The 12,737-nt window shown below is 60.6% G+C and carries 9 protein-coding genes; all 9 read right to left on the bottom strand.

The window, feature by feature from the left end:
* Positions 1-52: 52 nt before the first annotated feature.
* Positions 53-2,167 carry an outer membrane protein assembly factor BamA gene (bamA, locus tag ABIT12_RS11695; RefSeq protein ID WP_348043695.1) on the bottom strand — a complete coding sequence of 705 codons (2,115 nt, stop codon included), beginning with the start codon at positions 2,165-2,167 and terminating at the stop codon, positions 53-55.
* 177 nt (positions 2,168-2,344) lie between these two features.
* Positions 2,345-3,487: an RIP metalloprotease RseP gene (gene rseP, locus ABIT12_RS11690; RefSeq protein ID WP_348043693.1), complete on the bottom strand. Its 1,143-nt coding sequence runs from the start codon at positions 3,485-3,487 to the stop codon at positions 2,345-2,347.
* Positions 3,488-3,520: 33 nt separating this feature from the next.
* Positions 3,521-4,381: a phosphatidate cytidylyltransferase gene (locus tag ABIT12_RS11685; RefSeq protein WP_348043691.1), complete on the bottom strand. Its 861-nt coding sequence runs from the start codon at positions 4,379-4,381 to the stop codon at positions 3,521-3,523.
* On the bottom strand, positions 4,378-5,139 hold the full coding sequence (locus ABIT12_RS11680; protein WP_348043689.1) for an isoprenyl transferase: 762 nt from the start codon (positions 5,137-5,139) through the stop codon (positions 4,378-4,380). Before ABIT12_RS11680 ends, ABIT12_RS11685 begins: the two co-directional genes overlap by 4 nt.
* 31 nt (positions 5,140-5,170) lie before the next feature.
* Positions 5,171-5,731: a ribosome recycling factor gene (gene frr / locus ABIT12_RS11675; protein ID WP_348043687.1), complete on the bottom strand. Its 561-nt coding sequence runs from the start codon at positions 5,729-5,731 to the stop codon at positions 5,171-5,173.
* 13 nt (positions 5,732-5,744) lie between these two features.
* Positions 5,745-6,467 carry a UMP kinase gene (gene pyrH / locus ABIT12_RS11670; protein ID WP_348043685.1) on the bottom strand — a complete coding sequence of 241 codons (723 nt, stop codon included), beginning with the start codon at positions 6,465-6,467 and terminating at the stop codon, positions 5,745-5,747.
* A gap of 174 nt (positions 6,468-6,641) precedes the next feature.
* Complete coding sequence (tsf, locus tag ABIT12_RS11665; RefSeq protein ID WP_348043741.1) at positions 6,642-7,574, bottom strand: translation elongation factor Ts; 933 nt, start codon at positions 7,572-7,574, stop codon at positions 6,642-6,644.
* 67 nt (positions 7,575-7,641) lie between these two features.
* A complete protein-coding gene (rpsB, locus tag ABIT12_RS11660; RefSeq protein WP_348043683.1) occupies positions 7,642-8,406 on the bottom strand; it encodes a 30S ribosomal protein S2 in 765 nt (254 codons plus the stop codon).
* Between the two features lie 539 nt (positions 8,407-8,945).
* Positions 8,946-12,401 (bottom strand): DNA polymerase III subunit alpha, encoded by a 3,456-nt coding sequence (gene dnaE, locus ABIT12_RS11655; protein WP_348043681.1) that lies wholly within the window; start codon positions 12,399-12,401, stop codon positions 8,946-8,948.
* Positions 12,402-12,737 lie beyond the last annotated feature (336 nt).

The following is a 12,737-nucleotide window of genomic DNA, read 5'->3' as shown; positions in this document are numbered from 1 at the left end:
AGCCGCGGCGCTACCGCCCCGCGGCTCCATGAACTGTGGCACGCAGACTGCCCTAGAGCAAGGTCTGGATCGTGAGCTGGAACACCTGCGTCCGGTCGGACGTAGCCTTGTTGAGCACGTGAGCGAAGTCGCCACGCAGCGGCCCAAACGGCGAGTCCCAGATGATCGAAGCGCCGATCGATGTCCGCAACTGAGTGTTGGTGCTGCCCGCATCGATGGTATTGGCACCAAAGCTTGGCAGACCGTCAACCCAGGCCGCATCGGCCCAGATCGCACCGGTCAGGCCATAGCTTTCCGGCAGAACCGGGATCGGGAACTGGATTTCAGCGGAGACGCCAGCATACATCGTCGAACCAAGATATTCGCCAGTGGTCAGACGCGGCCCAAGACCACGACCCTCAAACCCACGGATAAGCTGGGAGCCGGGATTGAACGCCTCAGCCGAGTTTACCCCGTTGCCGCTCAGGTCGTTGATGACGCCAACCTGGCCCTTGATGCTGGCAATAACGCCACTGTCTTCCATCACGGGCACAAAGTAGCGTGCCTTGGCTTCCGACTTCACATAGCTGAAGTCCCACCCGACATATTGCTGAGTAAAGGTCGCATAGAGGCCTTCGGTCGGCTTTTTGGTATCGTCAAGCGTGTTCCAAGTCAGAGTGTAACCAGCGAAGGCCTTGTTATAAACCTTGCCATCGACCTGCAGCGTCGACTTCGGCGCGTCCTTGTCGACGATGGTCTTGTGCTCACCGCCAGCAAATACGGTTGCCGACAGGTCACGTGTGATCGGCAAGCCCATGCGCAGCTGGCCACCGGTGGCGGTGCTGCCATAGAAGCCCGACGAGGTCTCGTCGCTGATGCGATGATAGGCATCGACGCCAGCAGACACTTTCAGACCCGCAAAGCGAGGTTCGGTGAACGAGAAGTCAAAGGTGCGGCCCGATTGCGAGGCGCCGATAGCTGCACGCAGATACTGACCACGACCAAGGAAGTTGCGTTCAGTCAGCGAGATTTCGCCCAGCACACCTTCGGTGGTCGAGTAGCCTGCGGTCGCACCGTAATCGCCGGTCGACTGTTCGGTCACGGCAATGTTGAGCACGATCTTGTCCGACGACGAACCCTGTTCGGTGGTGATGTCGACAGCCGAGAAATAGCCCAGGTTCTGGATGGCAGTCCGGCCACGCACAACCATGGAACGGTTGAAGGGGTCGCCTTCGGCGAAAGACAGCTCACGACGGATCACGAAGTCGCGGGTCTTGGTATTGCCGGTGATGTTGATCCGCTCGACATAAACGCGCGGGCCTTCATCGACGAGATAAGTGATGTTGAACTTGTGGTTGGTAGCATCGCGATCCAGACGAGCACGCACGTCGGCGAAGGAGTAACCCTGCGTCGTGGCATCGTAGGACATGCCCTCGACCGACTTCTGCAGATCGCTGACCGAATAGCGCTGGTTCTGGCCGGTGCGGATCGAGCCCTTCAGGCCGTCTGCATTCAGGCCATCAATGCTGGTTTCAATGCCGACAGTGCCAAATTCATACTTCTCGCCTTCGTTCACCGTGAAATTGATGAAATAGGCGTTCTTGGCTTCGTCGTACTGACCAACCGAGGTCACCTGCGTGTCGGGGAAGCCGCGATTGGCGTAATACAGCCGGATGCGCTCGCGATCGACGGCAATTTTCTGCTCGTCATAGGTATCGTCCTTGAGCAACCAGCTCAGGAAGCCGCTTTCCTTGGTGCTGATGGCGCTTTTCAGCGAGCCGGCACCGATTGCATTATTGCCGGTGAAATTAATTGCAGCGATGCCAGCGCGCTTGCCTTCGTCAACCACGAAGGTGACGCGGACGCGACCATCGTCAACGGGTTCGGTCCTGGCCGTGACGGTCACCTTGGTAAAGCCATCCGCATCATAGGCCTGACGGATGCTTTCGGTGTCTGCCTGCAGACGCTGCTGCGTGAAAATGCCCGAAGAAGACAGGTCCACCATTTTGATGAGCTGCGCATCGGTGAAGCGATGGTTGCCATCGAACAGAACCGATGAAACCAGCTGTTCCGCTGCCTGGGTGACTTGCACACCAACCAGAGGAACCGCTGTACCAGCGAGAGGAGCGGCGCCCAGGATTGCGAGCGCGAGAATAGCGCCGCGCATCAACTTGGTGGGATCAATCATAACTTTTATTGCCTTCTGCGACCTGCCCGGGGAATCGCCATGCACAGCGCTCCCCCAAGCTAACTCCATTGAACCGTTTTACTGTATTTTTAACCAAGGGCAAGGCGGAAGCCGCCACGCGGTTAGCAAATGATTGGCGGCTGTGTATTCGTGCAACACATCACGAACAAAGGTTAATCAACCCTTACCAGTGCCGCGCAGATAGGCGAACAAAGTGTCGTTGAACAGCGTGAAAACCATCAGAGCCAGAACCAGCGCAAAGCCGAGTCGGAAACCGATTTCCTGCACGCGCTGACTGAGAGGACGCCCCCTGACCGCCTCGACGAGGTAATAGGCCAGGTGACCACCGTCGAGCATTGGTATCGGTAAAAGATTGAAAATTCCGATATTGAGCGACAGCAGCGCGGTGAGGTTGATCAGCGCGACGATGCCGAGAGTAGCGACCTCGCCGGAGACCTTGGCAACCTTGACCGGCCCGCCCAATTGCTCGACATCGCCCCGGCCGACGAAGAAGTCACCCAGGAATGCTCCGGTGCGGTTGACGATGAAATGGATTTCTTCAAACGTCATGCCGAAGGCCTCGATCGGGCCGGGCCGGTAAAGCGTCACATCGGTATTGCTGACATCGCGACTGACGCCAATACGGCCAATGCGCTGCGGATTGCCGAATTGATCCTTGGTGTCGATGGCTTCAGGCACCACCGAAAGGGTTTTCTCGGCCCCTGCCCGGTCCAACACTACCGTTACCGGTCGCGCGGGGCTGGTCGCCACGAAGCGCTGGAAATCCTCGAACCCACGAACTTCATAACCGTCTACCGAAACGATGCGGTCGCCAGCGACAAAGCCAGCCTGTTCCGCGACCGATTGCGCCACAACGGCGCCGATCACCGGGGGAATAGTGTAGCGGCCATAGCCGAGCAGCAGCACATAGAGGATGACGAAGGTCAGGATAACGTTGGCGACTGGGCCAGCCAACACCACAGAAATACGTTGCCAGACGTTCTTGTTGACGAACAATCGTGGTTGCAATGCCGGATCGATGGCTTCGATCGCCTCGGCATCAGGGACGCTTGCGGCGTTCATATCGCCGAGGAAGCGCACATAGCCGCCCAGCGGAACGGCCGACAGGCGCCAGCGTGTACCATGCTTGTCGTTCCAGCCGAACAGTTCCGGCCCGAAACCGAGTGAGAAGGTCTGGATGGCGATGCCGTTCCAGCGGGCGACCAGGTAGTGGCCCATTTCATGAACGAAAACGATGACGGTCAGCACCACCAGGAACGGGACGGCATACGACAAGATCCAGGGGACGAAACCGAGCATGAAAATCCCTTCGCGCCCTTCAGGGCAGCGGCATTACCAATGAAGCAGGCCCTGCGCGACGGCGCCAAAGCCGGCGTGGAGCGAGCCTAGCATAAGAACGAACAAGACGCCGAATGTGAGGCTATCCAGCCGGTCCATCAGCCCGCCATGACCGGGGATGATATCGCCGCTGTCCTTGACGCGAAAATGCCGTTTGATGGCGCTTTCGCAAAGGTCCCCGACCTGACCTAGAATGCTGATGGAAATAGACAAAACGAGGCCAATCCACCACGGCGAGTCATTGATGACCAGCCACACGATCAAGCCTGAAACCGAGCCCAAGGCCAGTCCGCCCAAGGCGCCCGACCAGGTCTTGGATGGCGAAATCTCCGGCGCCAGTTTTTCGCCGCCGATCTGCCGGCCGGTAAAGAACGCCGCCGAATCGGTCATCCAGATCACGGTGCTGAGAAACACACCGGCCAGGATGCCCGAGGTGTCGGTGCCGCGCATCGCCAGGGCCGCAACAATTACCAGACCGAAATAGATAACGCCGGCAGCGCGCCACCAGACGCCATCCCCGCCAAATGCCACGGCCACGCCACAGGCCAGCACGATGACGACAGCGGAGCCGATGACGCCAAAGGCTGGAAACGCCAGTGCCGAAACGGCTACCAACCCAATCAACACCATGCCGATCGGCTTAAGCGGCGCGCGCGTCACCATGGTTTCCCATTCGCGGTAGGCACCGGCGAACACCGCGCCAACGGCGGCGGCGAAAACATAGCTGCCGATGTAGAGCGCAAAGGCGGTAAAGGCGATCAACACCGCTGCCGACAACAAGCGGGGCCGCAGATCCTTCCAGAGATTGCGACTGGCCGCAGGTGACTCGGTGTTGGGTTCGCCCGGTGCGGTCAAGGTTTACGCGCCTCGACGCCACCAAAGCGGCGGTCGCGCCGCGTATAGGTCTGCAGGACCCGAACGAAGCTGGCCTCGTCAAAGTCGGGCCAATTCTCATCAACGAAAACAAATTCGGCATAGGCCGCCTGCCACAGCAGGAAATTGGAAATCCGCTGCTCGCCACTGGTGCGGATGATCAGATCGGGGTCCGGCAGGCCCGCCGTGTAGAGTTCGCGCTCGATGGTTGCCTCGGTGATGTCGTCGGGCGACAAGGTGCCGGCGGCGACGGCGCGAGCGATCTGGCGGGTGGCGTCGGTGATCTCCGCCTTGGCGCCATAGTTGAACGCGACAATCAGCGTCAGTCCGGTATTGGCCGCCGTCTTGGCCTCGACATCATCGATCAGGCGGATCAGCGAGGCTTCGAGCCCGGTGCGGGAGCCGATGATGCGCACCTTCACATTGTTGCGGATCAGCCGTTGCAGGTCCGATGCAACAAACCGGCGCAGCAGGTTAAAGATAAAGGCGATCTCGTCCTTTGGCCGCGTCCAGTTTTCCGAGGAAAAGCTGAACACAGTGAGGTTGGCGATGCCATAATTGATGCACAGCTCGACGACATTGCGCAGCGCCTTGACGCCCTCGATGTGACCCTCGGTGCGCAACTTGCCGCGCGCCTTGGCCCAGCGACCATTGCCGTCCATGATCACCCCGAGGTGAACTGGAATACGCAGGGCGGCGCCCGGTGCGTTTGCGGCAGTGACTGCAGGGTCCATCGACATCCACGCCCTCCCAGCGCAGCAGAACTAAGGCCTAGACCTGCAGGATTTCCTGCTCTTTGAGCGCCAGTAAGGTATCGATTTCCTGCACGGCGGTGTCAGTGGCCTTTTGCACCAGATCGCCCTGAACGCGGCTGTCGTCCTGCGCCATGTCGCCGTCTTTTTCGGCCTTCTTGAGCAGATCCATGCCATCACGGCGGATATGACGCACGGCTACCCGCGCCTGCTCGGCATAGTTATGGGCAACCTTGGCTAGTTCGCGGCGGCGCTCGGAATTGAGTTCCGGCAGCGGTACGCGGATCACCTGCCCCTCGCCCATCGGGTTCAAACCCAGGCCGCTATCGCGGATGGCCTTCTCGACGGCGTTGGACATCGAGCGGTCCCAGACCTGGACGCTGAGCATACGGGGTTCCGGCACGGTTACGGTGGCAACCTGGTTCAGCGGCATGCGCGAGCCATAGGCTTCCACCATCACTGGCTCCAGCAGGCTGGGGCTGGCACGACCGGTGCGCAGACCGGCCAGTTCGCCATGCAGCGACTCGATGGACTTGGCCATGCGGCCTTTGAGCTCGGTGAGGTTATAGGCAACAGCCATAACGTTAGTCCTTCTATTTACGCGGGTTGCCGACGCGAGTGCTGCGCACACGACCGGCAAGCACGCCCGACAGACCTTCTTTGTCGTCGAGCGAATATACAATTATCGGCATGTTATTGTCGCGGGCAAGGGCAAACGCCGCCGTATCCATGACCCGCAAATTCTGCGAAATCACGTCCTCATGGCTGATTTGTTCGTAGCGGGTCGCCTTGGGGTCCTTCTTCGGATCGGCCGAATAGACGCCATCGACATTGGTGCCCTTGAGCACGATGTCACATTCCAGCTCGATCGCGCGCAACGCCGCTGCGGTATCGGTGGTGAAAAACGGGTTGCCGATGCCGCCACCGAGCACGACGACATAACCATCTTCGAGCGCTGCCTTGGCGGCGCGAGCGGTGTATGTATCAGCCACTGACGGCATGGTCGTGGCGCTGAACACCTTGGATTTGATGCCGCGGGTGACCAGGGCTCCCGAAAGCGCGAGTGCGTTGATGACCGTGCCAAGCGTGCCCATCATGTCAGCGGTGACACGGTCACCGCCATTGGCTGCGACAGCCATGCCACGGAAGATATTGCCGCCACCGGTGACAATGGCGACCTGCACGCCCGAGCGCGCTACTTCGGCGATCTGCTCGGCCACACCGGCCAGAAATTCGGGCTGAATACCAAAGCTTTGGTCGCCAGACAGGGCTTCGCCCGAGACTTTGAGCAAAATCCGTTTGTACGCATTTGCCATCGGCAAGCCCCTAGCTGAAATGGATGGGGCGCCGAATCCGGCGACGCCAGCGCGACCGTAAAGCATTTGCCGCGAAAGTGGAAACCGGAACGACCCTGAACAGGTGTCCGTTTGAGCATTTTCAGCTCTATCCTCAACAGAGGAAAGGCGGACCTCGCGGCCCGCCTCAATGGCTTACTGCTTGACGCCCGACGTGGCGGCGACTTCGGCCGCGAAATCGGTGACGGTCTTTTCAATGCCTTCGCCGAGCGCGAAGCGCACGAACCCGGTCAGCTTGATCGGCGCGCCGACGTCTTTTTCAGCGTTCTTGATGGCGACGCCAACCTTGGTCTCGCCATCGATCACGAAAGTCTGCGCCAGAAGCGTGACGTCTTCGTAGTACTTGCGCATCCGGCCTTCGACCATCTTTTCAGCGATCTCGGCCGACTTGCCCGATTCCTTGACCTGCTCAAGAATGATGGCGCGCTCGCGCGCTACAACAGCCTGGTCGAGGTCCGCAGGATCGATCGACAGCGGGTTGGTGGCTGCAATGTGCATCGCCAGCTGCTTGCCGAGAGCCGAAAGAGCCGCCTTGTCGCCGGTCGATTCCAGACCGACGAGAATGCCGATCTTGCCCAGGCCGGTCTTGACCGCGGAGTGGACATAGCTTTCCACGACGCCATCGCTGACCGAAACAACGGCGGCGCGGCGCAGGTTCATGTTTTCGCCGATCTTGGCGATGGCTTCCGTCAATTCGGCCGAAACCGAATGGCCCGAGCCGGGGAACGGCATTTCGCCGAGCTTGACCACATCGCCGTCGCTGTCGAGCGCGAGCTTGGCAACATTGGCAACGATGGCCTGGAACTGGTCGTTACGGGCGACGAAGTCGGTCTCGGAATTGACTTCCACGACAGCGGCCAGCTTGCCGGTCGAGGCGATGCCAACCAGACCTTCGGCAGCAACGCGGTCAGCCTTCTTGGCGGCCTTGGCGAGGCCACGGGTGCGCAGCCAATCGACCGCTGCTTCCATGTCGCCGGCGGTTTCAGCCAGAGCCTTCTTGCAGTCCATCATCCCGACACCGGTCGAGTCGCGGAGCTGCTTGACCATACCTGCAGTGATTTCCATGATTCACCTTTCGGCGACCCCGAAACGGGGCCGCATGGTTCATATCAAATGTGAAACCGGGAAGACCCGATTAGTTGGCTTCAGCAGCCAGAGTGGGCTCGACCGGAGCCTGCTCGGAAGCGCCCAGATCAGCACCGAGAGCCGAGGACGAACGGCCGATACCGTCGATCGCAGCCTTGGAGATCAGCGACACATAGAGCTCGAGGGCGCGCGAAGCGTCGTCATTGCCGGGAATGGCGAAATCGACGGTGTCGGGATCGCAATTGGTGTCGACGATGGCGATGACCGGAATGCCCAGACGACGGGCTTCCTTGATCGCATTGGCTTCCTTGTTCGTGTCGATCACGAACAGCAGCGACGGCAGGTTGCCCATGTCCTTGATGCCGCCCAGGTCACGCTCAAGGCGTTCCTGCTCGCGGCTCATCATCAGGCGTTCCTTCTTGGTGCGGCCTTCGAGGCCTTCAGCACCCATCGATTCCAGCGTCCGCAAACGAGCGATGGAGTTCGAAATGGTCTGCCAGTTGGTCAGCGTGCCGCCGAGCCAACGCGAGTTGACGAAGTACTGCGCCGACGAACGGGCAGCTTCGGCAACCAGGGGAGCGGCCTGACGCTTGGTGCCAACGAACAGCACGCGGCCGCCATCGGCAACGGTGTCGGACACCAGCTGCAAAGCGCGGCTCAGCATCGGCACGGTCTGGCTCAGATCGAGAATGTGAATGTCGTTGCGCACGCCAAAGATGAAACGCTCCATCTTGGGGTTCCAACGGTGCTTCTGGTGACCAAAGTGGACGCCAGCTTCAAGCAATTGGCGCATAGAAAAATCGGGCATTGCCATGATGGCAGCTCCTTTACCGGTTGATGCCTCCACGAAACCTTGCGACGGTAAACCGCCACCGGATGGACAGCTGGGCTGGCCTGCTTCGTGTGTGAAATCGCGCTGACCGCAGCCAAACGCTGGCGCGGATATAGGGGAAGTCGAACGGGAACGCAAGGGTTGGCGGGGACTTGCTGTCACCGGCGGGTGCGCCGTTCCGTGCCGACAGGCCGCACGGGGTGACCCTGCGGGTTGAATGGTGGACGGGTCCCGAGGCGCATGGCGTCCCGATGATAATTTAGTAGTGAGACACCGTATGCCTCGGGACGCCGGGATTTATGGCGATGGCGCGCAGTGCCGGACTTTGCGCTGCCCGGCTCATGGCCCATACGCCCAAGGAAAGCACGGTCCTTTCCTCTCCCGGCAGTCGTCTTGTCATTGGCCGTTGCAACGCCGTCCGCAAGACTGATGCGGGCAGTATGGCATGGGGTGATGGGAGGGGGATTTGTTGCGGTTGATGCGCAACCTGATGAGAATGCCGATTGGAAGCCCCCCGCCCGTCAGTTCAGCCGAACGTCCGTCACGCCATCGAGCGCCTTGATGCCGCCGGCGATTTCGCTGGTCAGCCGGAAGCGGCCCGGCAGTTCGATTTCATATTCGCGGGCGCCGCCATCACGGATGACCACAAAGCTCACCGAGCCTTCGCCGCCGGGCTTGAGCTGGGTGCGGATCGGGCCGAGGCATTTGTCGCTGGCGGCAAATACAGTGAGCCGACGACCGACCTTTTCGGCGGCGCCATCGATCAATTCGGCGTCGAGCAGACGCACGCTCACCCCGTCGGGGCGCTCATCGGCGCCGACATGCAGGATCACCGATTTGCCCACCGTCAGCATGGCGCCGAATTCATTGATCTGCTCGGAGAAGGCGATGCACTCGTAACTGCCGCTCTGATCCGACAGCGTCAGGATCATCATCGGCGTACCCTTGCGGGTGCGGCGGTCCTGCCGACCGGAAATGGTGCCGGCCAGCCGGCCAGCCGAGGCGCCGTCTTTGACCGCGCGCTCGAAATCATTCCACTTCTGCACCCGCAGCTTGTCGAACACCTCGGAATAGGCATCGAGCGGGTGCGCCGACAGGTGGAAGCCGATGGCCGACAGTTCGCGGTCGGCGCGCTCCGTGGTGCTCCAGGCTGCAACGCCCTGCGGTAGCTTGATATCGTCCGGCTCAGCGGAGTCGAACATATTGCCCTGCCCCGCATTGCGCTCGGTGCTCAGGGCCTGGGCGGTGCCCATGACGGTTTCGATGGCAGCAAAGGCCTGTTCGCGGCGCGGCACGATATCGTCGAAGGCGCCGGCATTGGCCAGCGTTTCCAGCGTGCGTTTGGACAGGATACGCGGATCGACGCGGCGGGCGAAGTCGCCGAGGTCCTTGAACGGGTGATCGCCGCGCGCCTCCACGATATGCTCGGCAACCTGACGGCCCACGCCCTTGACGGCGCAGAGGCCATAATGAATGCGCTTGTCCTTGACCGAGAACACCGCCGCCGAGCGGTTGACGCAGGGCGGCACCAGTTCGATCTTGTGCTTTTTCGCTTCGCTGCGGAATTCGGCCAGCTTGTCGGTATTGCCCATGTCGAGCGTCATCGAAGCGGCAAGGAATTCGTGCGGGTAATGCGCCTTGAGATAGGCCGTCTGGTACGACACCAGCGCGTAGGTCGCGGCATGGCTCTTGTTGAAACCGTAATTGGCGAACTTGGCCAAAAGGTCGAAAATCGTATCCGCCAGGCTTTGCTTGAGCCCGAACTTCATGGCGCCTTCGCGGAAACGCTCGCGCTGCGCATCCATTTCGGCCTTGATCTTCTTGCCCATGGCGCGCCGCAGCATGTCGGCTTCGCCCAGCGAATAGCCGGACAGCAACTGGGCGATCTGCATCACCTGTTCCTGATAGACGATGATGCCGTAGGTTTCGTCGAGCACAACTTTGAGCGCGTCGTGCGGATATTCGATCTCTTCGTCGCCACGCTTGCGGGCGCAGAAGGACGGAATATTGTCCATCGGACCGGGACGATAGAGCGCCACCAGCGCGATGATGTCCTCGAAACGGTCAGGCTTCATGTCAACCAGAGCCCGGCGCATGCCGGCGCCTTCCACCTGGAACACGCCGAAGCTGTCGCCTTGTGAATAAAGCTTGTAGGTGGGCAGATCATCGATCGGGATGTCTTCGATGCGGAAGTCGCCACCATCAAGATTGATCATCTTGACCGCATAATCGATGGTGGTCAGCGTCTTGAGGCCGAGGAAGTCGAACTTCACCAGCCCCGCCGCTTCCGACCATTTCATATTGTACTGGCAGACCGGCATGTCCGAGCGCGGATCGCGATACAGCGGCGCCAGATCCTGCAAGGGACGGTCGCCGATAATGATGCCGGCGGCATGGGTCGAGGCGTGGCGGTAAAGCCCCTCAAGGTTCCTGGCGATAGCAATCAACTCGCCGACCGTTTCGTCATCTTCCGCCATCCGGCGGAACTCCGGCACGTCATTCATGGTGCGTTCGATCGACCACGGATCAGCTGGATTGGCCGGCACCAGCTTGCAGATCCGATCGACCTGACCATAGGGCATTTGCAGCACACGCCCGACGTCGCGCAGCACGGCGCGCGCCTGCAGCGTTCCGAAGGTGATGATCTGCGCCACCTGTTCGGTGCCGTATTTTCGCTGCACGTATTGAATGACTTCTTCGCGCCGATCCTGGCAGAAGTCGATGTCGAAATCCGGCATCGAGACGCGTTCAGGATTGAGCATGCGCTCGAACAGCAGGTTGTAACGCAGCGGATCAAGGTCGGTGATGGTGGTGGCATAGGCCACCAGCGAACCCGCACCCGAACCGCGCCCCGGACCAACCGGAATAGCCTGCGCCTTGGCCCAGCGGATGAAATCGGCCACGATCAGGAAGTAGCCCGGAAATTTCATCGACTGGATGATGCCCAGCTCGAACTCCAGCCGGTCGCGATAATCCTGTTCGGTCTTGCCTGGCGAAACACCGACGGTGCGCAGGCGCTCGTCCAGCCCCTCCTCCGCCATCTTGCGCAAGGCGGCTGCTTCGACGGCTACGGCTTCGTCATCGGTCAGATCAGGTGCTGCGGCGAACTTGGGCAGGATCGGGCTGCGGCTGCGGGGGCGATAGGAGATGCGCTGGGCGATCTCGACGGTCGACTCCAGCGCCTCAGGCAGATCGGCAAACAGTTCGACCATTTCGGCGCGGGTCTTGAAATAGTACTGGTCGTTGAGTTTGCGCCGTTCGGTCTGGGCCAGCACGGTGCCGCCAGCGATCGCCAGCAGCGCGTCATGCGCCTCGAATTCCTTGACCGATTTGAAGAATGGCTCATTGGTCGCCACCAGCGGCAGGCCCTGCCGATAGGCATAGTCGACCAGGCGCGGTTCCACATTGGCTTCGACCGGGCGGCCATGGCGCTGGATCTCGACATAGAGCCGGTCATCGAAGGTTTCGCGCAGCAGATTGAGCCGCTTGATGGCGTGGGCGTCCTGCCCCGCAGCAAAACAGGTGTCGATGGCCCCCTCCGGGCCGCCGGTCAGGCAGATGATGCCATCGAGCCCGTCGCGGCTCAGCCAATCGAGCCGCGCGCGCGCCAATCCCCCATCGCCTTCGAGATAGGCGCGACTGACCAGGCGCGACAGGTTGGCAAAACCAGTCTCGGTCTGCGCCATCAGCACGACGCTGCTCTTGGCCGAATGGCTGTGATTGCCGCGCTCGCTGGTGCGCTCTTCGGTGGCGGCAAAATCGATGGCGAACTCTACCCCAATCAGCGGCTGAATGCCCTTTTTGGCGGCTTTCTCGGAGAATTCCAGGGCCCCGAACAGATTGCCGGTATCGGATATGCCCAGCGCCGGCTGATGATCGGCCTTGGCCAGCTCCAGAATCTTTTCAAGCTGAATCGCGCCCTCGAGCAGCGAGTAAGCAGAATGGACGTGCAGATGGATGAAGCCGGGGCCGCTCATATGGGTCTTTCCTAGACCGCCTTTGTGACAGGCTCGGGGCGATCCGCAAACCGCCCCAGACGATCAATCCACATAAAGCGTCAGAGCAGACGCGTGACGCCGTCCATCCACGCCAGCGAGCCGACTGTGAAGGCGCACAGGGTAATGAACGCAGCGAAGTCCTTGAGGAAGATCAGCATGTTCGTGTCCTTTGTTTCGGTTATGTTCTTATATGTTCGTATTTTGTTCCTGTCCATCGCCAAAGCGGGTTTAGCGGGGATTGGGAAAGTTTGGTTAGGGATTCGTTAGCGAATGGACTGCGGCGCGTACCGGATGGGACGGGTGTTCCCGGGCGGA

It is taken from the genome of Devosia sp., from assembly GCF_039927955.1.
Lineage (GTDB): Bacteria > Pseudomonadota > Alphaproteobacteria > Rhizobiales > Devosiaceae > Devosia.
Note: the sequence above shows the minus strand (reverse complement) of the source record. Positions and strands in the feature narration are given on the sequence as shown.